At 66.3% G+C, this 22,446-nt stretch carries 22 protein-coding genes; 8 read left to right on the top strand and 14 right to left on the bottom strand.

Translation table 11 applies throughout. From position 1 onward, the window contains the following. Positions 1–79: 79 nt before the first annotated feature. The 7 genes from B9N93_RS03875 to glcE form a co-directional block, all read right to left on the bottom strand. A complete protein-coding gene (locus tag B9N93_RS03875) occupies positions 80–904 on the bottom strand; it encodes a carbon-nitrogen hydrolase family protein (protein ID WP_085211056.1) in 825 nt (274 codons plus the stop codon). After that, complete coding sequence (locus B9N93_RS03880) at positions 901–4,812, bottom strand: YhdP family protein (RefSeq protein ID WP_085211058.1); 3,912 nt, start codon at positions 4,810–4,812, stop codon at positions 901–903. Before B9N93_RS03880 ends, B9N93_RS03875 begins: the two co-directional genes overlap by 4 nt. A gap of 10 nt (positions 4,813–4,822) precedes the next feature. Further along, positions 4,823–6,277, bottom strand: a complete 1,455-nt coding sequence (rng, locus tag B9N93_RS03885; RefSeq protein WP_085211059.1) for a ribonuclease G — start codon at positions 6,275–6,277, stop codon at positions 4,823–4,825. A gap of 121 nt (positions 6,278–6,398) precedes the next feature. Beyond that, complete coding sequence (locus B9N93_RS03890; RefSeq protein WP_085211061.1) at positions 6,399–6,977, bottom strand: Maf family protein; 579 nt, start codon at positions 6,975–6,977, stop codon at positions 6,399–6,401. A 4-nt stretch (positions 6,978–6,981) separates the two neighbouring features. Beyond that, positions 6,982–7,449: a 23S rRNA (pseudouridine(1915)-N(3))-methyltransferase RlmH gene (gene rlmH / locus B9N93_RS03895; RefSeq protein ID WP_085211063.1), complete on the bottom strand. Its 468-nt coding sequence runs from the start codon at positions 7,447–7,449 to the stop codon at positions 6,982–6,984. Positions 7,450–7,478: 29 nt separating this feature from the next. Continuing rightward, positions 7,479–8,708, bottom strand: a complete 1,230-nt coding sequence (gene glcF / locus B9N93_RS03900; protein WP_085211065.1) for a glycolate oxidase subunit GlcF — start codon at positions 8,706–8,708, stop codon at positions 7,479–7,481. After that, positions 8,708–9,784, bottom strand: a complete 1,077-nt coding sequence (gene glcE, locus B9N93_RS03905; protein WP_085211067.1) for a glycolate oxidase subunit GlcE — start codon at positions 9,782–9,784, stop codon at positions 8,708–8,710. The genes glcF and glcE overlap by 1 nt, the downstream gene beginning before the upstream one ends. A gap of 156 nt (positions 9,785–9,940) precedes the next feature. On the opposite strand from glcE, the gene B9N93_RS03910 reads away from it, so the two are divergent. Continuing rightward, positions 9,941–10,534, top strand: a complete 594-nt coding sequence (locus tag B9N93_RS03910; protein ID WP_085211069.1) for a Uma2 family endonuclease — start codon at positions 9,941–9,943, stop codon at positions 10,532–10,534. A gap of 28 nt (positions 10,535–10,562) precedes the next feature. On the opposite strand, the gene B9N93_RS03915 is transcribed toward B9N93_RS03910, so the two are convergent. Further along, on the bottom strand, positions 10,563–11,225 hold the full coding sequence (locus tag B9N93_RS03915; RefSeq protein ID WP_085211071.1) for a DUF2076 domain-containing protein: 663 nt from the start codon (positions 11,223–11,225) through the stop codon (positions 10,563–10,565). A gap of 187 nt (positions 11,226–11,412) precedes the next feature. On the opposite strand from B9N93_RS03915, the gene B9N93_RS03920 reads away from it, so the two are divergent. From B9N93_RS03920 to B9N93_RS03930, 3 genes are all read left to right on the top strand, one after another. Next, on the top strand, positions 11,413–12,108 hold the full coding sequence (locus B9N93_RS03920) for an SDR family oxidoreductase (RefSeq protein ID WP_085211073.1): 696 nt from the start codon (positions 11,413–11,415) through the stop codon (positions 12,106–12,108). Between the two features lie 192 nt (positions 12,109–12,300). Beyond that, a complete protein-coding gene (locus tag B9N93_RS03925) occupies positions 12,301–12,777 on the top strand; it encodes an exosortase system-associated protein, TIGR04073 family (RefSeq protein WP_085216161.1) in 477 nt (158 codons plus the stop codon). Positions 12,778–13,052: 275 nt separating this feature from the next. After that, entirely contained in the window at positions 13,053–14,993 is a 1,941-nt protein-coding gene (locus B9N93_RS03930; RefSeq protein ID WP_254899329.1) for a SpoIIE family protein phosphatase, read from the top strand. A gap of 121 nt (positions 14,994–15,114) precedes the next feature. Here the strand turns inward: B9N93_RS03930 and B9N93_RS03935 are convergent, their stop codons facing one another. Continuing rightward, the gene (locus tag B9N93_RS03935) at positions 15,115–15,417 is read right to left on the bottom strand and encodes a hypothetical protein (protein ID WP_085211075.1); all 303 of its coding nucleotides are present in this window, start codon (positions 15,415–15,417) and stop codon (positions 15,115–15,117) included. Between the two features lie 394 nt (positions 15,418–15,811). Between B9N93_RS03935 and B9N93_RS03940 the strand changes: the two genes are divergently transcribed. Further along, on the top strand, positions 15,812–16,294 hold the full coding sequence (locus tag B9N93_RS03940) for a cytidylyltransferase family protein (RefSeq protein ID WP_085211077.1): 483 nt from the start codon (positions 15,812–15,814) through the stop codon (positions 16,292–16,294). A gap of 7 nt (positions 16,295–16,301) precedes the next feature. On the opposite strand, the gene B9N93_RS03945 is transcribed toward B9N93_RS03940, so the two are convergent. Both B9N93_RS03945 and B9N93_RS03950 read right to left on the bottom strand, forming a co-directional pair. Then, on the bottom strand, positions 16,302–17,312 hold the full coding sequence (locus tag B9N93_RS03945) for a metallophosphoesterase (RefSeq protein WP_085211079.1): 1,011 nt from the start codon (positions 17,310–17,312) through the stop codon (positions 16,302–16,304). Between the two features lie 101 nt (positions 17,313–17,413). Next, positions 17,414–17,722, bottom strand: a complete 309-nt coding sequence (locus B9N93_RS03950; RefSeq protein ID WP_085211081.1) for a hypothetical protein — start codon at positions 17,720–17,722, stop codon at positions 17,414–17,416. A gap of 135 nt (positions 17,723–17,857) precedes the next feature. On the opposite strand from B9N93_RS03950, the gene B9N93_RS03955 reads away from it, so the two are divergent. Together B9N93_RS03955 and hflD are read left to right on the top strand one after the other, a co-directional pair. Further along, complete coding sequence (locus B9N93_RS03955; protein ID WP_085211083.1) at positions 17,858–18,214, top strand: nucleotide pyrophosphohydrolase; 357 nt, start codon at positions 17,858–17,860, stop codon at positions 18,212–18,214. 26 nt (positions 18,215–18,240) lie between these two features. Further along, positions 18,241–18,861 carry a high frequency lysogenization protein HflD gene (gene hflD, locus B9N93_RS03960; RefSeq protein WP_085211085.1) on the top strand — a complete coding sequence of 207 codons (621 nt, stop codon included), beginning with the start codon at positions 18,241–18,243 and terminating at the stop codon, positions 18,859–18,861. 6 nt (positions 18,862–18,867) lie between these two features. Here hflD and B9N93_RS03965 read toward each other — a convergent pair whose 3' ends face one another. The 3 genes from B9N93_RS03965 to nadD all read right to left on the bottom strand — a co-directional run bounded on the left by B9N93_RS03965 (position 18,868) and on the right by nadD (position 21,546). After that, positions 18,868–19,239 carry a 4a-hydroxytetrahydrobiopterin dehydratase gene (locus B9N93_RS03965; protein WP_085211087.1) on the bottom strand — a complete coding sequence of 124 codons (372 nt, stop codon included), beginning with the start codon at positions 19,237–19,239 and terminating at the stop codon, positions 18,868–18,870. Positions 19,240–19,307: 68 nt separating this feature from the next. Next, a complete protein-coding gene (locus B9N93_RS03970; RefSeq protein WP_085211089.1) occupies positions 19,308–20,612 on the bottom strand; it encodes a PKD domain-containing protein in 1,305 nt (434 codons plus the stop codon). A gap of 289 nt (positions 20,613–20,901) precedes the next feature. Further along, a complete protein-coding gene (nadD, locus tag B9N93_RS03975; protein ID WP_085211091.1) occupies positions 20,902–21,546 on the bottom strand; it encodes a nicotinate-nucleotide adenylyltransferase in 645 nt (214 codons plus the stop codon). Between the two features lie 126 nt (positions 21,547–21,672). Here nadD and B9N93_RS03980 point away from each other — a divergent pair, with 126 nt between their 5' ends. Then, positions 21,673–22,446 carry a hypothetical protein gene (locus B9N93_RS03980; protein WP_085211093.1) on the top strand — a complete coding sequence of 258 codons (774 nt, stop codon included), beginning with the start codon at positions 21,673–21,675 and terminating at the stop codon, positions 22,444–22,446.

Genomic DNA, 22,446 nt, shown 5'->3' on the forward strand with positions numbered 1-22,446 from the left:
GTCTTGGGCTGGGGTACGCGGCGCGTACCGTGGGAAACTGGGGCGGGTGCGCGGCGGCGGGACGCGACCCGTCCTACGGTTAGCGGCAAAAGAGCTTGATGTGTTCCAGGGCCGGGAAGGCGCTGCGGACCTTGTCCAAGCGGTCGCGGTCGTATTCGGCCAGGACCACGCCCGCGCCCTGGGCTTGGCGGGCCAGCACCACGCCCCAGGGGTCCACGATCATGCTGTTGCCGTAGGTTTCGCGGCCATTGAGGTGGAAACCGCCCTGGTTGGCCGCGATGGTGTAGCACAGGTTCTCGACCGAGCGGGCGCGGACCAGGATTTCCCAATGGGCCGCGCCGGTGCGGGCGGTGAAGGCCGAGGGCACGGCCAGGATGTCCATGCCGACGGTGGACATCTGCCGGTACAGTTCCGGGAAACGGATGTCGTAGCACACGGTGAGTCCCAGCCGTCCGAACGGCGTGTCCATCACCAGGGCGCTCTCTCCGGCCTCGATGGTGGCGGATTCCTTGTAATGCTCCTCGGTGCCGGGCACGCTGACATCGAACAGGTGAATCTTGTCGTAGCGGCCCACGCGCTGGCCCTTGTCGTCGTGGACCACGCAGGCGGCGCGGACCTTGCCCGGCGCTTGGCCCCGGATCGGGAGGGTGCCGCCGACCAGCCAGATTTTATGGCGTTCGGCGGTCTTGGCCAGGAAATCCTGGATCGGTCCCTTGCCATCGTCCTCGCCCGCTTCCAGCTTGTCGCTATCCTGCTTGCCCATCAGGGCGAAATTCTCCGGCAGCACCACCAAACGCGCCCCCTGTTGGGCGGCTTTTTCGATCAGCCGTCCGGCCTCGATCAGGTTGGAGCCCACGTTGGGGCCGGAAGCCATTTGGATGGCGGCGAAGAGCGCTTTTCTCATCGGGATTGTTCCTCTTGCTGGGGGCCGAAACCGGATAGGTCTTTGATGCCGCCCCAAGCCCGGTCTAGCACATCGAGCGGCATATAGTCATGGTTGACGCGGGTGATCGTGGGATGTTCCCAGGGGCCGCGCAGGGCGTAGTGGGTGGCGGCGATGTGTTCGACCTGCTCGCCGATCAGCCTTTGGGCCACGAACATCGCCGCGCCGACCGCCGGGCCACCCGCCAAAGCGCCCGCGATGGGCAGGGCCACCGCGGTATGCGGGATGACCGTCACGGTTTGGTCCATATCCTTGGAGGCCAAACCGATGCGGCCATTGACCAGTATCCGGGCCGAGACGGCGTCGATCAACAGCCCTTCCGTGATCGCCTGGCCCCCACCGAGTTTAAAGGTTCCGGCGCTGCCATCATAGGCCAGCCCCTCGCCGAACAAATCGCTGAAATCGAGGCTGAGCCGCCGCCATAGGGTATTCAAGTTTAACATACCGATCATCCGCCCCAGGCCCGGCTCGACCTTGAGCAGGCTGCCCTTGCCGAGGTTCAGCTTGAGCTTGCCGGCCACCGCCGCCGCCGCGTAGCGCTTGGGAGAACCGGGCCAGTCCAGGGTGAATTCGGCGTCGGTCTGGGTTTCCCGTACATGGCCGCCCTGGCCGACGTGGGCCAGGAAATCGCCCAGGTTGTCGATGTGGAGCTTGCCTTCCAGATGGGTGCTGGCGGGCCGGGCCGGGGTGCGGGTCCAATCGCCCCGCAGTTCCAGCGCGTGGCCTTCGGTTTTGAGCGACAGGTGCCTGATGACCATGCCGTGGGCATGGCGCTCGGTGGCAAGGTCGAGGGGACCGAGTTCGGCGTTGCGCCAATAGAGTTTGTGGGCGTGTAGCTTGAGGCTGGGGAGGATGGCGGGATCGATTTCCGGGGCGGCGGCGGCGGGGTTGGCGCTGGGCGGCGGTTTGGGCGCGTCGGCGGGTTTGGGGATTTTCAGGGATTCTAGATCGAAAGCCACGAGGTCCGGCGTCGCGTCGATATCGCCCTTGGCGTAGGCGCTGTAGAGATGGCCTTGCCAGCGCCCGCCCGCCTGCTTCAGCCGGAGCGAGGCGGGGCCGAGCGGGGTGTTTTGCCAGAGCAATTGGCCGCAATGCAGGCTTAGTTCCCGCAACGGGGCGGCGGGGATGCCGCCCGCGCCACCGCCGTCGGCAAGCTTCCGGTCCCACCAGTCGCGCCAAGCGCTGGCGTCCCATTCGTCCAGATGCAGATAAAGGCCCAGGCCGGTCCCGCCACCCGTGGCGGGCAAGGGCTGGCCGAGGGCGAGGTCGGCGCTGTCCAGCTTGAAACCTTGCCCCAGGCGGTCCGCCACCCATTGCGCCTGGGCTTTGACCTCCGCGCCATAGGCCAGCTTGACCGGGATTGCCGCCCCGGCTTGGAAGCGGGTTTCCAGCATGAGCGGGCGCTCGTCCTGTTCTGGCTTGCCCAGGGGCGCGGGCAAATCCAGGGCCACGCCCTTGAGGTCGGATTGGAGCGCGAGCCGGAGCGGGGCGCTCTTGGCGTCCAGGCTGGCCGGGAAACGCAGGTCCAGCCGATAGCCCAGCGTGCCTTGGGCCGGGTTCCAGGCCGGCGAGGGGAATTGCTTGCGCAACTCGTCCAGGGTGGCGCTGCCCCGCACCGCGAGCGCGATGTCCTGGTGTTCGTCGGCCACGGCGACGGTGGCGGGACCGCCCAGGATGCGGGCTTGGAGGCGGTCGGCGTGGATGCCCTCGGCGTTGAAATGCAGCAGGCCCTCGATGGCTTCCACCCCCAGCTTGGGGTCGCGCAGATGGAACCCGGCCCGGTGCAAATCCGCCGTGCCGGTGACGACGATGGGGGCGCTGGCGGCATCCAGGGGGGCGAACAGGTCCAGGGTGATGTCGGCCTCGCCCGAGACCTCGGCGATGCGCCGCAGCCGTTCGGGAATCCGCCGCAGCGGCGAATGGGCCAGGACGTCCAGGCTGTCGGCCACCCCGGCGCGGGCCTTGCCGGTCAGGGTGAGTTGGGTGTTGTGCAGCAGGTTGGGGATATCGGCGTGGACTTCGACGATGCGGCCCGCACCGATCTGTCCGCCCTGGGCCGTGCCGACCACGCCGGGGCCGCGGAAGGCGACATGGGCGCTGGCCTCGGTCACGGGCGGCCAGTCCGGGTTGAAGCGCAGCTTGACGTGGTCGGCGTCGAACTCGGTCTGGAACACGCCTTCGCCATGGTAGAACGGGAAATCATCGACGAAACCGCTGAACAGCATGTCGGCCTGGGGGATGCGTCCGCTTTCCAGGGCTTGTTCCAGCCAGCGGCAGGTGGCGGACATCACGGCGCAGGGCAGGTAGCCGACCAGCCGGGCCGCGTCCACCTCGCTCAAGCGGGCCAGGAGTTCGAGAAACGGCGCTTGGTCCGGGCGTTTATAAAGCGCCGCCCGCAGCCGCAGCGCCAGGGCCAAATCCGGGGTCCGGGCCGAGAACCTGGGCAGGTCCAGCCACCAGGCGTCGGCGGTTTGTTCCCAGAATAGCCGTGCTTGGGCGGCCAGGAACCCGACCGGATGTTTGAGCTTGAGTTGGGCCAGGGTCAGGCCGTCCAGGGCGAAATCCACCCGGCCCACCGCGTCGGTGCCCCGGAAATCGCCGCCCAAGCCCGCCACGCCGGGGATGTTCCGCCAAGGCTCGAAGCCCACGGCGCGGAACTGTCCATATAAGCCCAGCCGTTGCCCCGCCGCCGCGTCCGGGGCGTAGAACAGCCCGGCGTTTTCCAAGGTGCCATGTGGGGCCAAACCCGCCAGCGCTGCCGTGGTTTCCGGGTCCGGTAGCCCCAAGCCGCGCAGTGCCGCCGCGATATCGCCCAGGTCCAACCGGGAAGCGGCGGCGGCGATGTGGTCCAGCCCGCCGTCGCCGCGCCGGGTGGATTCCAGGGCCAGCCGGGTGGCGGGCCAGGGTTCGCGCAGGGCGGGCCGGAACTGGGCGAGGTCCAAGCGCCAGCCATCCGGTCGGGCTTGCCAATGGAAATGCCCGGCCAGGGAGGCCAGGGACAAGGCCCGTTCGCCCTGTGGCCCGGCGCGGTGGACCAAGGTCGGTCTGGCCAGCTTGAATTCCCCGGTCGCCGAGCCGAGCCCATCCGCCCAATGCAGCCAAAGCCGCGCATCGGCGCTGCCGCCGCGTAGGCCGAAGGCGCTGGCTGGGAGCAGGGTTTGCAGTAGGGCGATATCCAGCCCTTGGGTTTCCAGATAGGCCGTGCCTTGCCAGTTTGCGCCGGATTCGGCCCGGCGGGCCTCCAAGACCACGCGCAAACTCCGGCCCAGGGCTTCCGGCAAATGGACTTCGGCACCGAGGCGGTGGCGGCCTTGCCGGTTGTCCAGGCTGAGGTCGGTGCGGCCCAGCTTGAGCGGCGGCGCGGCGGCGCGTTCGTCCTGCCAATCGACCTCGGCGTCGAGGATTTCGATGCGGCCATCGGCCAGCAGCCAAGCGGGCGGTGGACCGTCCCCGGCGGGGGCCAGTCCCAGGACGGCGATGCCGCCATCGGGCTTGCGTCGGAGCGAAAGCTTGGGACCGATGATTTCGGCCCGGTCGAAGCGCGGGGCGTGGTCGGCGAAACTGCGGAAAGGATCGATAGATAGCCGGACCTGGGCGAAGCGCAGCGCCGGCCGGCCTTGCGGGCCGAGGATGTCCAAGCCGGCGATGGCGAGTTCCGGCTTGAATCCGCGCAGCCGGGCGGAGAGGGTTTCGATCTGGACGGGCGCGCCCACCACGGCGGCGAGATGGGTTGCCAAATGCGCCCGATGCGCCGCCACCCTGGGTAGCAGCCAGTACCGCAGATAGCTCAGGCCCAGCGCGATGGCGACCAGGCCGGCCAATCCCAGATAGAAGGCCGTGCGTAGGGCGTGGCGGAGCAGCGGTTTCAAGGGGGCGGCTTCACAGCAGGACTACATCGTACTGTTCCTGGGTGTATTGGGATTCGGCGCGGAATTTGATCCTGACGCCCAGGAAGGTTTCCAGTTCCGACAAGGGATCGGCTTCTTCGTCCAGCAGGCGCTCGACCACTTCGTTCGAGGCCAGGACCAGGAGTTCCTGCACATTGTATTGGCGCACCTCGCGGATGATTTCCCGGAAGATTTCCAGGCACACGGTTTCCGCCGTCTTGAGGACGCCGCGCCCGCCGCAGGTGGGGCAGGGTTCGCACAGGATGTGTTCCAGGCTCTCGCGGGTGCGCTTGCGGGTCATCTCGACCAGCCCCAGGGCCGAGACTTCGCAGATGGTGTTCTTGGCGTGGTCTTTTTCCAGGCCTTTTTGCAGGCTATGCAGGACTTGGAAGCGGTGTTCCTCGTCGCGCATATCGATAAAGTCGATGATGATGATGCCGCCGAGGTTCCTGAGCCGGAGCTGGCGGGCGATGGCCTGGGCCGCTTCCAGGTTGGTCTTGAAGATGGTTTCTTCCAGGTTGCGCCCGCCGACGAAGCCGCCGGTGTTCACGTCGATGGTGGTCATGGCCTCGGTTTGGTCGAGGATCAGGTAGCCGCCGGATTTGAGCGCCACCCGGCGTTCCAGGGCTTTCTGGATTTCGTCCTCGACGCTGTAGAGGTCGAACAAGGGCCGTTCGCCCGAGTAATGTTCCAGCAAGGGGGCCAGTTCGGGCACGAATTCCTTGGCGAACTTGACGATGCGGCCATAGGTTTCCTTGGAATCGACCCGGACCTTTTCCACCTTGGCGCGGTGCATGTCGCGGAGGACGCGCATGCTGAGGGGCAGGTCTTCGTGCAGCAGGGTCTTGGGTTTGGCGGTTTTGCTGCGCTGGGAGATGGAGTTCCACAGCTTGAGCAGGAACAGCATATCGGCCCGGATCGCCGTTTCGTCGCTGCCTTCGGCGGCGGTGCGGGCGATGAAGCCGCCGGTAGAGTGTTCCTTCTGGAACGCCTCCACGCAATGGCGCAGCCGCGCTCGCTCGCGGTCGCATTCGATGCGCTGGGACACGCCGCAATTCTTGGCGTAGGGCATGTAGACCTCGTACACCGAGGGGATGGAGATTTCGGTGGTGAGCCGTGCGCCCTTGGCCCCGAGCGGGTCTTTCACCACCTGCACGATCAATTCCTGGCCGTCGCGGAAGGCGAGTTCGATCTGGTCGTGGACGGCACGTTCCTTGTCTGCCGCGTTGAGGTCGGAGATATGCAGGAAGGCGGCGCGTTCCAGGCCGATATCGACGAAGGCGGCTTGCATCCCCGGCAGGATGCGGCAGATTTTGCCTTTGTAGATATTGCCGACCAGGCCGCGGCGGCGCTGGCGTTCGATCAGGACTTCCTGGAGGACGCCGTTTTCGACGATGGCGACCCGGGTTTCCGGGGGGGTGACGTTGATGAGGATTTCGTCGCTCATGGGCGCTGGGAGTCCGTGGCCTCTGGGTGGGGGCGGACATGGTAACGCAATGGGGACGGGTTGGGCATGGCCGGTAAAGCGGGGCCGGTCATCGCCCGGTTGGGCGTCCGGGTATGATCGTTTAGCCGAAGCCGACGCGCCCCAGCAATTCCGCCGTCTCGTACAAGGGCAAGCCCATCACTCCCGAATAGCTGCCCGCGATATGGCGGATGAACCGCGCTCCCCGGCCCTGGATGGCATAGGCCCCGGCCTTGCCCTGGGGTTCGCCGCTGGCCCAATAGGCCGCGATTTCGGCGGGGGTCAAGGCGCGGAATTCCACGGTGCTGAGGCTCAAGGCTTCCCAGTGCTGGCCTTCCGCCCGCAACGACACCGCGCTCAAGACCCGGTGTTCCCGCCCGGACAGCCGGGCCAGCATCCAGGCGGCGTGTTCAAAGTTTTGGGGCTTGCCGAAAATCTCCCCGTCCAGCACCACTTCGGTATCCGCCGCCAGCACGGCGAGGCCGGAGCTTTGCGCCTCCCACACCGCCAGCGATTTTTCCGCCGCGATGCGCCGGACATAGGCTTCCGGGGGTTCGCCAGGGCGTGGGATTTCGGGAATATCGGCAGGCAGGACGCTGTGGGCGACGCCGATCTGGTCCAGGAGTTCACGGCGGCGCGGCGAGGCCGAGGCCAGGATGAGGCGGGGCGTGGGATCGTTCATGGTCCTAACGATGATAGGGATGGTTCTGCGACAGGCTCCAGGCCCGGTAAATCTGCTCGGCCACGATCACCCGCACGATGGGATGCGGGAAGGTCAGCCGTGACAGGCACCACACCTGCTGCGCCCGTTGCAAACAGGCCGGGGCCAAGCCATCCGGCCCGCCTACCAAGAGCGCCACGTCGCGGCCATTGCCGAGCCAGCGTTGTAGTTGCTGGGACAGGTCGGGCGTGGACCAATCCTGGCCGCCGAGGTCCAGGGCCACCACATGGCTATCGCGGGGCAGGGCGGCCAGCATCCGCCCGCCTTCGTCCTCGCGCAATTTGCCGATATCGGCATTCTTGCCGCGCTTGGCCGGGGCGATTTCCTTGAGGACCAGGGCGCATTCGCGGGGCAGGCGCTTGGCGTATTCTTCGTAGCCGGCCACGACCCAATCGGGCATGCGGTGGCCGACGGCCAGCAGATGGATTTGCATAGGGATGGGGCGGGACGGAAAAGCGGCGATTATAAGTCCGGGCCGGGTGCGATGGACTCGTCCAGCCATTCGATCCAATGCCGTACCGGCACATCCGTCTGGGTTTGGAGATGGCTCAGGCAGCCGATATTGGCGGTGGCGATGCAATCGGGTCCGCCCGCTTGCAAGGCCCGCAGTTTGTCCGCCAACAGTCGTTGCGACAGTTCCGGTTGCAGCAGCGAATACGTCCCCGCCGAACCGCAGCAGAGGTGCCCATCGGCCACCGGCACCGACTCGAAACCCAGTTCGACCAGCAGGCTTTCCACCAATCCACCGAGTTTCTGCCCATGTTGCAGGGTGCAGGGCGAGTGGAAGGCGATTTTGCGCGGCGTGGTGGTCTTGAAGCCGCTCAAATCCTCGCGGGCCAGGATTTCGCCGATATCCAGGGCCAGCGCCGCCACCCGCGCCGCCTTGTCGGCGTAGGCCGGATCGTGCCGCAAGGCATGGCCGTATTCTTTCACCATGGCCCCGCAGCCGCTGGCGGTCAGCACGATGGCTTCGGCCCCGTGCTGGAGATGCGGCCACCAGGCGTCGATATTGCGCCGCATGAAAGCGCGGGCTTCTTCCTGCGCCGCGAGATGGTGGCTCAGCGCCCCGCAACAGCCGCCCGCGACCGGAACCAAGCCGATGCCGAGCCGGTCCAGCACCCGCGCCGTGGCGGCGTTGATCGACGGGGCCAGGACGGGTTGCACACAGCCTTCGAGCATCAGCATCTTGCGGCGATGTGGTCTTGTGGGCCGGGGCGCGGGTGGTGTGGCGGGCGCGGGCAGCTTGGACTTGAACTGCTGCGGCAGGAAGGGACGCGCCAGCCGCGCCGCCCATAGCAACAGGCCGAACCTCCGGGGATGGGCCAGGAGCTTCCGCAAGGCCAGCCGTTGGAGCCGTTCGCGCCAGGGTCGCCGGGTTTTGGCTTCGATCAAGGGACGGCCCAGGTCCAGCAGCTTGCCGTATTCCACGCCGGAAGGGCAGGCGGTTTCGCAGGCGCGGCAGGTGAGGCAGCGGTCCAGGTGTTGGCGGGTGCGGGCGCTGGTATCCTGGCCTTCCAGCATCATCTTGAGCAGGTAAATCCGGCCGCGGGGTCCGTCGCGTTCGTCGCCCAAGATTTGGTAGGTCGGGCAAACGGCGTTGCAGAAGCCGCAATGCACGCACGCGCCCAGGATGGCGTCGGCTTCCCGGCCTGCCGGCGTGTCCTTGATGAAGTCGGCGAGTTGGGTTTGCATCAGTAGTCCGGGTGGAGCCGTCCGGGATTCAAGAGGCCGTCCGGGTCGAATCTGCGCTTCAAGTCCAGGTGCAGCCGGTGCAGGGCGGGCGCAAGCGGTTGGAATACCCGGTCCCCGGCGTTTCCGCCCCGGAACCGGGTCGCATGTCCGCCCGCCTGGGCGGCGGCGGCGAAGACAACGGCGGGATCGGCCTCCGACCGGAGCCAGCGCAAGGCACCGCCCCAGTCGTACAGCCAATGGCCGGGCAGGTCCAAAGGCGGCGTGGCGGGTGGTAGCGATAAGCGCCACAGCGTCCCGCCCAGGGCCGGATATTGGAAGAAGCGCGAGCGCTGCTCCCGCATATCTTCCCAGAAGCCGGGACCATCGGCGGCGGGATCGCCCCCGAGCCGCCGTTCCGCCGCCGCGACCGCCGCTTCCGCGCCCGCCAGCCGCAGATAGGCCCAACTGCCATCGTAGGCCAGCCCGGAAATCGGCCAGGGTTCGCGGCACCAACGGGTCATCGCCGCTAGGGCCGCGGGTGTGTCGAGGGCGTAGACCAGGGTGCGCTCGCATTCGGGCCGGGGCAGCACCTTCAGCGAGATTTCCAGCAACACGCCCAGCGTGCCCAAAGCCCCGACCATCAGCCGCGACAGGTCGAAGCCCGCCACGTTCTTGATGACCTGTCCGCCGAAAGCCAGGATTTGGCCCTGGCCGTCGAGGATTTTGCAGCCCAGTACGGCATCGCGCACCGAACCCGCGAACGGGCGGCGCGGTCCCGACAGTCCCGCCGCCACGGTGCCGCCCAAGGTCGCGCCCGCGCCGAAATGCGGCGGCTCGAAACCGAGCCTCTGGCCGTGCTGGGCCAAGCGGGCTTCGATTTCGGCCAGGGGCGTGCCCGCGCGGGCGGTGAGGACCAGTTCGCTAGGCTCGAAGCCGACGATGCCCCGGTGGGGCGAAGTGTCCAGTCTGCCGTGGCCGTCGGCGCTGTGGCGTCCGTAGAAGGCTTTGGTGCCGCCGCCCACGAGGGTCAAGGGACGGCGGTCGGCGCGGGCGGCCAGCAGGGTGTCGCGCAGGGCTGCGCTGTGGTCGGTGTTCATGGCGGGAGGCCGGTGGGTCTGGTCATCTGTGTGATTTCCTTGCGGGCGGGCCGGGGTAGTTTGTAGACCGGGAGGGTTTCGATCAAGTCCAGCCATGCCCATCATGCTTATAATCCCGCTATCCTGGTCCTACCCGCCATCACAGGAGATCAGCCCATGAGCCTGGCCCAGCGCGACGACGCCTACCACACCTATGCCGATTATCTGGCCTGGCCGGAAACCGTCCGCTACGAACTGATCGACGGGGTGGCCTATCTCATGGCCCCCGCGCCGGTACTGGATCATCAGCATATCGCCGGGGAGGTCTACTACCAGCTACGCCGTAGCTTGGCCGGCAAACCCTGCCGCCCCTTCATCGCCCCGGTGGATGTGCGCCTGCCCAAGCACGACGAGGCCGACGAATACATCGACACCGTGGTGCAGCCGGATGTGTTGGTGGTGTGCGATCCGGCCAAGCTGGACCGGCGCGGGGTGCGCGGCGCCCCGGATTTCGTGGTGGAGGTGCTGTCGCCCGCGACGGCGGGCCATGATCAGGTGCGGAAGCGCCGCCTCTACGAGCGTGCGGGGGTGAGGGAATATTGGCTGGTCCATCCCACCGACCGCCTCGTCATCGTCTACCGGCTGGCCGGGGATGAATACGGTAAGCCGGATATCCAGGAATTGAGCGGGGAGACGCCGGTCGGGGTGTTGCCCGGCGCCGCCATCGCCTGGGACGAAGTGGTGTCGGGCCTGTGGCCGCAGGAGCTTTGATCCCGCAGCCAGGGAGGCACTCCGGCCCTTATACGCTTAGGCTGTCGTCGTCGTCATCGTTGTAGGCATCGAAGCCGTCGTCCTGCAGATCGAAGCCGCTGTCCAGGAAGCCGTTGCTGTCCGGCGCGTTGTCGTCGTTGCCGTAATATTCGTTGATGGTGACGTTTTCGACCCGCTCGTCGTTGTCCACTCCCGCCGTGTCGAAGAAGCCGTTGCCGGAGTTATGGTGTCCGCCGAACAGGTTCTCCAGCCCTTGGAACAGGAACGCGCCGCCCGCGATCCCCGCCGCAGTCGCCGCCGCCGTGCCGAGGAAACCGCCCAAGCCGCCGCCGCCGGAACCGGCCTGCGGCGCCGCCGGAGCGCCCCAAGAAGAGGCGGGCGCAGCGGGACGGGGCGCGGCGCTGGCCCAAGGGTCACCGCCGCCGAGGAAGCCGCCGCTCCGGGTCGGAGCCGGAGCCGGGCGGGCTTGGGCCTGGGCGAGTTGGTTCCTGAGGTCGGCGATTTGGGCGCGGGCGTTGTTGAGCGCCTGTTCCTGCAACAACGCCTTCTGCACCAGCAGATAGCAGGCGTCGGGTTGTTTGGCGGCGGCCTGGGCGATCAAGCCGTCGGCGTCCGGGTCTTTCGCCACGCCCTTGACCTGGGCGAGTTGATCGAGGAATTCGCTAAGCAATCGGCGTTCTTCGCTGTTCATTGGGGGTACCTGCTGGTTTGGACCCTGGTCTAGGGTCTGAAATCGCCCGCGGCTTGCGGGATTATCCTGCCATGGGCCGGACTCCAAGGCGGGTGGGCCAACCACCGGCCCTTGGGACCGGCCCTTGGGTTGGCGACAATGTGCTGCCTAATTTCGCATCATTCAAGACCCGCAGGAGGGAAAAACCATGACCACCGTACTCATCACCGGGGCCAACCGTGGCCTGGGCCTGGAATTCTGCCGCCAATACGCCGAGTCGGGCTGGCGGGTGTTGGCGGGTTGCCGCGAGCCGGAAACCGCCGGGGCCTTGCGCGGCTTGGCTGACAGCTATCCGCAGTTGTCCTTGCACCGCCTGGACCTGGGCCAGTTCGGCCAGATCGACGCCTTGGCCCAGGAATTGGCGGATCAACCCATCGATGTGTTGCTCAGCAACGCCGGAGTGTACGGCGATTCGGCCCAGACCGGCTTCGGCAAACTCGATTACGCGGCCTGGCGGCGGGTGTTGGACATCAACCTGCTGGCCCCGGTCAAGCTGGCCGAGGCGTTCCAGCCCCAACTGGGCTTGGGTTCCCGCAAGCTCATCGTCGCCCTCACCAGCCTGATGGGCAGCATCGCCGACAACACCAGCGGCGGCTCGATCCTCTACCGCTCCAGCAAGGCCGCGCTGAACGCCGCCATGAAGAGCTTGTCGCTGGAACTGCGGCCCCAGGGCGTCGGTGTCCTGCTGCTGCATCCGGGCTGGGTCAAGACCGATATGGGCGGGCCGGACGCGCCGACCCTGCCGGAAGCGAGCGTCGCCGGGATGCGGCGGGTGATCGAATCCTACGGGCCGGGCGATAGTGGGCGGTTCCTGGATTTCCAGGGTCGGCCCTTGCCTTGGTGAGGGGACGGCGCGGAATCTTCGGGCATGGGTGCCCGCGTCCGGGCCACGCCGATGGGACATGGGTTTGAAAAAGCCCGCTGGCTTGCCTAATCTTAATAGGATTTTCCAGCCGTCCGGGGATGCGTCGCGCCGGTTCGGACGGGCGGTTCCCTCCTGTTTTGCCAGCCATCCCGCGAGGTCGCTATGTCGAAGATGCCCAGAATCCTGCTGCTCGCCGCGTTGACGGCGCTTTCCACCGCCGCCCCGGCCAGCCCGCCCCCGGCCCAGGGGGCGCTTAGCGTCGCCAACGCCCCGGTCCCGCCCGCCGACGACTATGGCGACAAGGTCCGGCTCAAGCTGGCTTCGGGCATCATGAACATGATGACCGGCTTCGTCGAAGTGCCCAAGAACATGATCAACACCGCCAACAACACCAGCAGCTACGGCAGCGCCTTCGACCGTGGCGGCTATGTGTTGTGGGGGATCACCGGCGGCGGGCTCAAGGGCGCGATGCACATGCTGGGCCGCACCTTGGCCGGCCTGACCGACTTCGTGACGTGTTTCGTGCCCACCGAACCCATCACCCATCCGGCCTTCGTCTGGCAGAACTTCTACACCGACACCCAATACGGTCCCTATTTCAAGGTCGATAGCCAGCCCAAGCCCGCCGCGCCCGCCCCCCGCAAATAAGGCCCGGGCCGATCCGGGCAACCGGGTCGGTCTTCCCGCAGGGTTCTCCCGGTTCCATCCCTCAATGCCGCCGGTTTTTCCGGTCCTTGCCCCGGCCCGGCGGGTCGTGCTTGCATAGCTCTCCGGGATCGGAACCCCGGCGGCGCACCGGGGGTCCGAAGGGTCATTGAAGGCGGCTTCCGCCGTCCTGCGAGGAGGGCATTGCCATCGATACCAAAAACCAAGCGTTCAGGCTGGCCGAACCAGGCGGTGGCGGGCCGGGGGGTGGGTTCGCGTTGCCGGGGCGGGAGCCCTTCGCGGCGCAACCCGATCCCGCCTGCGATATTGTCTCCAATTTCCGCGCCATCCTCGACACCATCGCCGACGGCGTGATCGTCATCGACGAGGCCGGGACCATGCATTGGTTCAACCCGGCGGCGGAGCGCCTGTTCGGCTACCACCGTGACGAGGTCATGGGCCGCAACGTCAGCCTGTTGATGCCCGAGCCCGATCATTCTCGCCACGACGGCTACCTGGCCGATTACCTGCGCACCGGCATCAAGAAGATCATCGGCGTGGGCCGCGAGGTCCAGGGGCGGCGCAAGGATGGCTCGCTGTTCCCCATGTATCTTTCCATCGGTGAGCAACGCCAGGGCGATCAGCGCTTGTTCGTCGGCATCGTCCACGACCTGACCCGCCGCAAGCAGGCCGAGGCCGCCCAGCGCCGCGACCACGAGGCGTTGCGGGAGAGCGAGGCGCGGTTCAGCCAGGTGGCCGATATGGTGGGCGAATGGTTGTGGGAACAGGACGCCGCCGGGCGCTATGTCTATTGCAGCAACGCGGTGGAGAGCATCCTGGGCTACCGGCCTGGGGATGTCCTGGGCCGTTCCTACCTGGACCTGATGACTTTCGAGGACCGCCGACACTGGTCGGAAGGCGTGCCACCGCAGGGACGCGACGCCCGCCCCTTCCAACGCCTGGTCAACCGCTACCGCCACCGCGACGGGCACGAGGTGTTCACCGAATCGACCGGCATGCCCATCTTCGACGAGGCCGGGCGCTTGCTGCGCTGGCGCGGCGTGGACTTGGATATCACCGCCCACAAGCGTTTCGAGGACGCCCTGCGCCTCCGCGAACGCGCCATCGAGGCGGCCAGCGTGGGCATCGCCATCGCCGACGCCCGCCGCGACGATTATCCCAACCTCTATGTCAACCCGGCCCTGGTCCGCATCACCGGCTACGCCCGCGAGGAACTCCTGGGCCAGGGCATGGCGATGTTGCAAGGTCCGGGCACCGACCCGGAGTCCAGGGCGGCGATCCGGTCGGCCTTGCGCGGGGGCGGGGTTTACGAAGGCGTCCTGTTGAATTACCGCAAGGACGGCACGCCGTTCTGGAACGAATTGTTGCTGTCGCCGGTGCGCGACGAGGCCGGGGCCGTGACCCATTACATCGGCGTGCAGACCGATGTCACCGAGCGCCGCCGGGCCGAGGCCGAGCGCCAGGAATTGGAAATCGCCAAGCAAATCCAGCTTTCCCTGCTGCCCAAAGCGCCCTTGCGCCTGCCCGGTGCCGAGATCGCCGGGATGTGCGTCCCGGCCACCCATGTCGGCGGCGACTATTTCGACTATTTCTCGCACGATGGCCGGGTGGACCTGGTGATCGCCGATGTGTCCGGCCATAGCGTCGGGGCCGCGCTCATCATGACCGAACTTCGCAGCACCCTGAAGGCCGAGTTGCGCCGCGCCCACGAAGACCGGGCCGCGCCCGGTCCCGCCGCCTTGCTGGGAGCGGTCAACGCCGCCTTGTTCGAGGATTTGCAAGGGGCCGAACTCTTCATCACCTTGTTCTATCTGCGCTATGAACTCGCCACCCGTCGGTTGCGCTTCGCCAATGCCGGGCATAACCGGGTCTTGCTGCGGCGACGGGCGGTGGCGGGCTGCGTCGAACTGGACGCCGATGGTTTGATCCTGGGCGTCAAGCGCGAACCGGGCTTCGAGGAGAGCGGTTTGGTGCTGGAGCCGGGGGATTGTTTGCTGCTCTACACCGACGGAGTGGTCGAGTCCCGCAACGAACAGGGGGAATTTTTCGGGGTCGGGCGCTTATGCCGCTGGATCGGGGCTTATGGGGACATGGCCCCCGGACAGATGGTCCGGTCTTTATTGGAGGAATTGCGTGGCTTTTGTGGCAAGGCCGCGTTCGAGGACGATATCAGCATGGTGGCGATGCGGGTGATGTGACGGGAGGCCCGCCCCGCCATCTTGGCGGCACCGGACCGGGATCGGTGCGCCGTCCCGGCCCGGTGGTACGGACCCTGGTCAACCCGGCCTTGTCTATCGGCGGGGAATATCGTGTCTGGATTTAAGGTTTCCAGGGTTTCGGGGCATCTTGTTTTTGTGCTAACCGGCTGCCGGGACGCTCGTCCTTTTTGGTAGGGGTTTCCTCGGCTTTGTCGGGTTGCGCCGACGGGTTGGGGTTCAGGCCGGCCAATTGCCCTATAGCTTGGTGTATTTGCTGGGCTTGGCTGGTGGGTATCAACAGGCGGACGGTATCCATGGGCTTGCCTTGTTGGTCCAACTGCATGAACTGGATACGGGCCACGTCGTTATGGATGGCGATGGTGGTAATACCATCGACCAGGAATGCGGGGTTGGGGTTGCTCATGATCTTTAGACAGATATTGTTGGCGGAGAAAGCGGTTGTGGCGAAGGTAATCTCGTGGCGTGATGTTGAATTTTTGGGACGCTACTTGCAAAAAATATTGACAGGTTTTTGTAGCCTCCGTTTGCCTTTTTAAGTTTAGCGAATTCAATGGAGTCGCGGAAAAGGTAGCGGATCGAATTTGTATCGGATTGTAGTGGCTTGCCACCCGCCTGGCTATCCCAGGATGGGCGGCAATACGCCTGCCAGGGATCGATCTTCCGCATCGCTTTCCCGGCGTCGGCGGTGGCGGGCAGGGGGCGGAGACCGTGGAATCGCCCGGTGCCCGACGGGCCTTGTCGTGGTTTCCAGGGGCCGGAATAATGCGCCGACGCGGGTGGATCATCAGGGAAGGACCATGGTCTTGACATTCAAGCTGCTGTTTTTGCTGGTCGTGGCCAACGGCGCACCGATCTTGCTGCGTAAAGCCTTGAAGGCCCGCTACGACTGGCCGGTGGATGGCGGCTCGCGCTATTTCGATGGCCGCCCGCTGTTGGGACCGTCCAAGACTTGGCGCGGCGTGGCTGCCGCCCTGTCGGCGACCGGGTGCGCCGCCTGGGCCATGGGCTTGCCGCCGGGCTTGGGGGTGTCGATGGGCGGCGCGGCCATGTTGGGCGATCTTTTCTCCAGTTTCCTCAAGCGCCGGCTTGGGGTGTCGTCCAGCGGCATGGTTTTGGGTTTGGACCAGGTGCCGGAATCTTTGTTTCCCTTGCTCGCGGTGCGGGCCGAACTCGGGTTGGAGCCGGGTTATATCGCCGGGATGGTACTGGCGTTCCTGGTGCTGGAACTGGCCTTGTCGCGCCTGTTGTTTTGGTTGCGCATCCGGGAACAGCCGCACTGAGTCCCGCTCATGCCCGCCGCAGCCGGTGCAAGGTGATTTCCGGCGGGCAATTCAGGCGCACATCCACGATGCTCGCCCCGCTCCCCGCCGAGGTATAACCCCGCAAATCCTGGTAGCGCCAAGGCCCGTGGCAGAACCGGCGCGGCGCGTTCGCGTTCAGCAGCAGGGCGATACCGCCCGGCAGGCAGATTTGCCCGCCGTGGGTGTGGCCGCTCAGCATCGCGCCGCAGCCGGCGTAGGCGGCGTGGCGGTACATTTCCGGCGAATGCGAGAGCAAAATCGACACGGCGTCCTCCGGGATACCCTCGACCGCCTTTTCCAGGTTGTCGGCCCGGTAATAATGCGGGTCGTCGATGCCGGCCAGATAGATCGCCGCCCCGTCCCGCCGCAGGGCCACCGCTTCGTTCAGCAGCAGGCGTATCCCCAAATCCTCCAGGCCCGGCACCATGCGGATGGTGTCGTGGTTGCCGAGGATGCCGTAGATCGGGCTATGGATATGCGGCACCACCCGCGCCATGGCGGCGAGCGCGTCCTGGTAGGGGCCGAAGGTGCGGGCGCGGTAGTCGCCGGTCAGGACGCAGAGGTCGTACCGGCCCGCCCGGCCCAGGGCGTCGATCAGCGCGTCCGGGAAATCGCCGCGCAAGTCCAGGTGCGGGTCGCTGATATGCAGCAGGGTGTAGCCCTCGAAGGCCGGGGGCAGGCGCGGCAGGTGGAAGTCATGATGGCGGACGACGATGCGGCGGGCGTTGGCCCGTCCCCGCCGGTGGAGTCCCAGCAGCCGCAGGGCGTGGCGCATCAGCCCATGCACCGAATACCAGTTCTCGATATGGAACCAGGTCCGGCCCTGGCCGAACACCCGCGCCTCGCAATCCTGTTCGATGCCGAGCCGCTGGCTCAGATGGCAAGGTTGGACCCGTTGCCGGAGGCGGGCCTGGGTCTGGGGGTCCAGGGGCGGGCAGCGGTGTGGCGGGTGCGGTGGGCGGGCGGTGGAACCCGGCGCAATGGGCTGCGGGAGCATGGTGAATTCCTCGGAAGGCCATGCCGTGAGCTTGGCCCCGCCGCCGGGGCACGGGGACGGGCGGGAGGGGCCGCGCCTTGGGCGGCGCGGCGGAAGCGGGATCAGGTCAGGACGTGGTTGAGCAGTTTGGTGAGCTTGCCGATGGCGTCGGTGACGGCGGGGAGCGCTTCCTTGATCTGGCCGGGGTCCTTGGCGGCTTTTTCGCAGCGGGAGGCGGCCAGCCCCATGGCTTGGTGGGCCTGCTGGTAGGGGGTCGCCGCCGGGTTGGTGTTGAGGTTGGCGAGATCGATCTTTTGCTGGAACAGCTGGTCGAGCAATTCTTCCACCCGCTCCACTTGGGGCGGATTCTTTTCGCTCAGGGCTTCCAGGGCGCGAATCGTGCGTTGTAGGCTTTGCTGTAAATTATCCATAGGCTTGTACCCTCGCGAGCGATTGTTTATGGTCCGTGGCGGCTGGCGCGGAGCCGCTGCCACTCGTTCTTATACCGGTTATTTTCGCTTATTTCCGAATCAATCAGAAAGACCTGTCGAGGGAGGGCCGCTGTCATGAATGTCGATGCGATTCAGAAGAGCCTCCGGGAGTTCGCCGAGGAGCGGGATTGGAACCGCTTCCACAGTCCCAAGAATATCGCGACCGCCCTGGCGGTGGAAGCGGCGGAGCTATTGGAGAACTTCCAGTGGCTCACCGAGGAAGAGTCGCGCCGCTTGGCGGAACGGCCCGAGGAGTTCCGCGCGGTGCGGGAGGAAATCGCCGATGTGCAGATTTACCTGCTGCGGCTGGCCGACCTGCTGGACATCGGGTTGGAGGCGGCGGTCCGCGACAAGCTGGCCCTGAACGCCGCCAAATATCCGGTGGCCTTAGCCAAGGGCAACGCGCTGAAATACAATCGCCTTTGCCCCTGAGACCGCCCGTTTTCCCGGAATTGCCCATGATCAAAACCCTTCCCAACCAAGCCATCGCCCTGGCCGGCCTGTCCCAGGCGGTCTGCCTCGTCCAGCAGATCGCCAAGAAGGGCGCGGCGGAGCCGGAACCCTTGCGGGCCAGCATCGCCAGCACCTTGAAGATCGACGCCGACGATGTGCTGGATGTCTACGGCGGCTTGGAGGGCGTCCGCCTGGGCCTCCGCTGCCTGGACAACCAATTGTCCGGCCCGGAACGGGCCAACCCGGAACAGGCCCGCTATGCCTCGACCCTGCTGTTCCTGGAACGCGCCCTGATGAAGGAGCCCGCGATGGTCGAGGCTATCGGCGTATCGGTACACCGGGCGGCGGAATTGGCCGAGACCGTGGGCGTGCTGGACGAAGGCGTCTTGAAAATCCTGGCCGAGGCCTATTCGCGCACCCTGAGCCAGTTGCGGCCCAGGGTCTTGGTGGCCGGGGAACAGAGGTTCCTGGCCGAAGGCGAGAACGCCGACAAAATCCGCGCCCTGCTGCTGGCGGGGGTGCGTTCGGCGGTGTTGTGGCGGCAGTGCGGCGGGGCGCGGTGGAAGCTGCTGTTCCAGCGGGGCCGCTTGCAGCAGGAAGCGCGGCAATTCCTCAAGGCGCTGTGAGCCGGTTCAATCGTATTTCAGGTATTTGAAGCGGGGATCGTCCGGCGTGCCTTCCAACACCCCGCCGCTCTCTTCCTGCGGCTTCCATTGCACCACCGCCTCGATCTGGCGGGCCAGGGCGAAATCCTTGTCGGTGATGCCCTTGGCCGAATGGGTCGTCAGTTTCACGATCACGAAGGCATAGGACACGGTGAGGTCCGGGTGGTGCCAGGCGGCTTCCGCCAGGTGCCCGACCGTGTTCACCACCATCAGGCTGGCCTTCCAGCCGCTGGTGCGGTATTTGCGCCGTATCCAGCCGTTCTCGTAATACCAGTGCGGTAGTTCCTGGGCGAGGCGCTCGCTGATTTGCGCCTCGGTGTAGGTGGTTTCCGTGGTCATGGCCGGGTTTCCTCTGGATTGAAGGGACGGCAGGTTCCGGTTTCCGCCAGGCCCTGTCAAGCGGGGCGTCAGGGCGCGACCACCGTGATCCGGCTGGTGGCGGGGGCGCTGTCGTAGGTGCCGTCGTTGACGATGAGCTGGACCTGGTAGGTGCCGGCTTGGTCGGCCACGAAACTGGGCGAATCGGTGTCGGCGTCGGCCAGGCTGGCTTGGCTGCCCTGGGGTTTCTGGGTGAAGGTCCAGCGGTAGTCCAGGTCCGCGCCCTCGGGATCGTAGGAAGCCGAGCCGTCCAGATAGACGGTGTCGCCGGTCGTGGCGGTTTGATCGAAGCCGGCGTCCGCCACCGGGGAAGTGTCCGCCTGGGCCGAGACCACGATATTGGCGAGGGCCGGGGCGCTATCCATGGCGCCATTGTTGACGATGAGCTGGACCTGGTAGGTGCCGGCCTGGTCGGCCACGAAGCTGGGCGAATCGGTGTCGGCGTCGGCCAGGCTGGCTTGGCTGCCCTGGGGTTTCTGGGTGAAGGTCCAGCGGTAGCCTAGGTCGGCGTCTTCGGGATCATAGGAATTGGTGCCATCCAGGTACACGGTATCGCCGATGCCGGCGGTTTGGTCGCCCCCGGCATCGGCCACGGGCGGCGGGCTGGCGACGGTCAAGGTCAGGGTGGTGGGGTCGCTGGCGGCGTTGCCGTCGGTGACCAGCAGCCGGATTTGGTAGCTGCCGGGCTGGTCTGGGGTCAGGCTGGGCTGGGCGCTGGCCGGGTCGCTGAGGCTGGCCGTGCTGCCGGTGGGCGCGGCGGCAATCGACCAGGCATAGCGCAAGGCCAAGCCCCTGGGATCGGTGGAGCCGGAACCGTCCAGGGTGACGGTATCGCCGAGGGCGGGGCTTTGGTCGGGACCGGGGACCGCCGTGGGCCGTTTGCTGCCGGGGTAGCCGTATAGCTTGCGCTGGAATTTGAAATGGGCGTCGTCCGCGTTGGCGAAGCTGAGGACGTTGTCCTTGATCCGCTGGTGCGGGGCCAGGCCATGATCCGGCAGGGCGATGGACAAATAGGACTTGCCGCCCGTTGTGGTGCCGCTGGCGTTGGCCAGGCTGATTCCGGCCGGTTCGATGGGGCCGACCACTAGGTTGAACGCGCCGTGGAAGGTTTTTTTGGCGCTGCGGTTATGGAGGGTGATCGGGGCGTCGTAGGTATCGGTGTCGGCGTTGTAGGTGGGAACCCCGACGCTGAGGCCGATCTGTGCGCCCAACGGAGTGCCCAGGGCGGGTTTCCGGGCCGTTTGGGCCCAGCCTGGGGTGGGCCACCAGCCCAGGCTCGCGCAGAGCCCGATGAGGGCGGGCAGGGAATGGAAACGGTGGCGTTGCGGGAGCATGGGTTTCCTCCTGGGAAGTGGAATCGAACTCGTGGGCCGGGAGGCCCGCGCCAAAAAAAGCCGGTCCAAGCTGGGGGAAGCCTGGACCGGCAAGCATGAACAAACGACACATCCAATGGGTGTGCGGATCGATGGAAGCAGGAAGCGTGCCGTCCATCCTGGAATAAAAAACCCAATGGAATCAGCGGTTCGCTGCCGCAGGGGGAGGTGCGGGCGCGGCGGGGTGGTGGAATTGCACAAGCGCCGCCGGGGGCTTGGAACCCACGGGAGCGGGGGCCGCCCGCCCGGTTTAAGCGGCGGGGGGCCGGTAGAGTCCCAGGGTCTGGATCGAGCGCAGCACCGCGTCGGGCAGCAAGTAACGGGCGCTCAGTCCTTGGGCGAGGGCGGCGCGGATGCGGGTCGCCGAAATCTCCAACTGCGAGACCTCGATGAAATGGATTTTGCCGCAAGCCCTGGTCCGTAGCGCCCCTGGGTCGGATGCAAGGCGGCGATCCAACCAGGTCCGCAGTTCGGCGGGGAAATCGGGGGCGGCACCGGGCCGCCGCAGCACCGCGATATGGGCGAGGCCGGGCAAATCCCGCCAGCGGTGCCAGCGGTGCAGTTGGAGAAAAGCGTCCAGCCCGGCGATCAGGCACAAGGGTTCGGTGTCGCCGATTTCGGCCCGGATCGATTCCAGGGTATCGACCATGTACGAGGGACCGGGCCGTTCCAGTTCGCGGGTATCGATGCGGAAGCCGGGTTCGGCGTCGGCGAGCGCGGCTTCCAGCAGGGCGAGGCGCTGCGCCGGGGTCGCGCCCGGCGTGGCCCGGTGCGGCGGGATTTGGCAGGGCACCAGGCGGAGCTGGTCCAAGCCCAGGATTTCCTTGGCCTCCAGTGCGGTGCGGAGGTGGCCGTAATGGATGGGGTCGAAAGTGCCGCCGTAGATGCCGATCATGGGGGAGTTTGCATGGGCCGGGAGGTGTGGAGGGCTGCGCCGGGGTGGCACGTTTCCGCATGGGCCTTGTTAATCTATAGTTTCATGTCTAATTCATTCGCGATGATTAATAGGGGCGGGAATTCCATGAAACTCATCCATATGGGCTGTATCGCCACGCTGCTGGGATTGTCGGGGCCGCCGCCATGTGCGATAGCCGACGAATCCCCGGAGGATTGGCGGGTCAAAGGCTCCGATCCCCAGGAAATGATCAGCCGACTCGAACTTCGCTACGAATACCTGGACCTGCCCGCCGGGGAGTATCTGAACCAGTTGTATTTCCATGGCGATTACGCGCCCAACGACAACATGGCGTTCGGGCTGCAACTGCCGGTGGCCTTCGGTGGCGACGCAACCACCAAGACTCAAGCCGGTATCGGCGACATAGCCGTGGGCGGGCGGGGCAAGCTCACCTTCGGCGAATCCATGGCCTGGATCAACGGTGTGGACCTGTGGTTCGACACCGCCAGCCATGAGGTGTTGGGGGCCGGGTGGAACCAGATCGTTCCCAGCACGGTCCTGACCTATTGGCCCAATCGGCGGCTGCTGGTATGGACCATGTATAAATACACCGGCTCCTTCGGCGATGGCCGGGACAAACCGCCGATCAGCGAATCCCTGTTCCAGTGGGGCGGGCTGTATAACTTTCCCGGCGGCTATTGGCTGCTGTTGACCCCCGGCGTCGCGCTCAACCACGAGCAAGGCGACCAGGCCAGCCTGTTCCTGGAGGGCGAGGTCGGCAAGGTGGTTGCGCCGGGGGTGGAATTCTGGATGCGGGGCGGCGACCATCTGTTCGGCATCGGACGCGACGAGCGGATGGGCTGGAAGGCCGAGACCGGTATCCGCTACCTGTTCCATTGA

Source organism: Methylomagnum ishizawai, assembly GCF_900155475.1.
Classification (GTDB): Bacteria; Pseudomonadota; Gammaproteobacteria; order Methylococcales; family Methylococcaceae; genus Methylomagnum; species Methylomagnum ishizawai_A.

Bases quoted from the DNA above. Each gene is read 5' to 3' on its own strand.
- B9N93_RS03875 (WP_085211056.1), bottom strand. From the start codon at position 904: ATGAGAAAAGCGCTCTTCGCCGCCATCCAAATGGCTTCCGGCCCCAAC.
- rng (WP_085211059.1), bottom strand. From the start codon at position 6,277: ATGAGCGACGAAATCCTCATCAACGTCACCCCCCCGGAAACCCGGGTC.
- B9N93_RS03890 (WP_085211061.1), bottom strand. From the start codon at position 6,977: ATGAACGATCCCACGCCCCGCCTCATCCTGGCCTCGGCCTCGCCGCGC.
- rlmH (WP_085211063.1), bottom strand. From the start codon at position 7,449: ATGCAAATCCATCTGCTGGCCGTCGGCCACCGCATGCCCGATTGGGTC.
- glcF (WP_085211065.1), bottom strand. From the start codon at position 8,708: ATGCAAACCCAACTCGCCGACTTCATCAAGGACACGCCGGCAGGCCGG.
- glcE (WP_085211067.1), bottom strand. From the start codon at position 9,784: ATGAACACCGACCACAGCGCAGCCCTGCGCGACACCCTGCTGGCCGCC.
- B9N93_RS03910 (WP_085211069.1), top strand. From the start codon at position 9,941: ATGAGCCTGGCCCAGCGCGACGACGCCTACCACACCTATGCCGATTAT.
- B9N93_RS03915 (WP_085211071.1), bottom strand. From the start codon at position 11,225: ATGAACAGCGAAGAACGCCGATTGCTTAGCGAATTCCTCGATCAACTC.
- B9N93_RS03920 (WP_085211073.1), top strand. From the start codon at position 11,413: ATGACCACCGTACTCATCACCGGGGCCAACCGTGGCCTGGGCCTGGAA.
- B9N93_RS03925 (WP_085216161.1), top strand. From the start codon at position 12,301: ATGCCCAGAATCCTGCTGCTCGCCGCGTTGACGGCGCTTTCCACCGCC.
- B9N93_RS03935 (WP_085211075.1), bottom strand. From the start codon at position 15,417: ATGAGCAACCCCAACCCCGCATTCCTGGTCGATGGTATTACCACCATC.
- B9N93_RS03940 (WP_085211077.1), top strand. From the start codon at position 15,812: ATGGTCTTGACATTCAAGCTGCTGTTTTTGCTGGTCGTGGCCAACGGC.
- B9N93_RS03945 (WP_085211079.1), bottom strand. From the start codon at position 17,312: ATGCTCCCGCAGCCCATTGCGCCGGGTTCCACCGCCCGCCCACCGCAC.
- B9N93_RS03950 (WP_085211081.1), bottom strand. From the start codon at position 17,722: ATGGATAATTTACAGCAAAGCCTACAACGCACGATTCGCGCCCTGGAA.
- B9N93_RS03955 (WP_085211083.1), top strand. From the start codon at position 17,858: ATGAATGTCGATGCGATTCAGAAGAGCCTCCGGGAGTTCGCCGAGGAG.
- hflD (WP_085211085.1), top strand. From the start codon at position 18,241: ATGATCAAAACCCTTCCCAACCAAGCCATCGCCCTGGCCGGCCTGTCC.
- B9N93_RS03965 (WP_085211087.1), bottom strand. From the start codon at position 19,239: ATGACCACGGAAACCACCTACACCGAGGCGCAAATCAGCGAGCGCCTC.
- B9N93_RS03970 (WP_085211089.1), bottom strand. From the start codon at position 20,612: ATGCTCCCGCAACGCCACCGTTTCCATTCCCTGCCCGCCCTCATCGGG.
- nadD (WP_085211091.1), bottom strand. From the start codon at position 21,546: ATGATCGGCATCTACGGCGGCACTTTCGACCCCATCCATTACGGCCAC.
- B9N93_RS03980 (WP_085211093.1), top strand. From the start codon at position 21,673: ATGAAACTCATCCATATGGGCTGTATCGCCACGCTGCTGGGATTGTCG.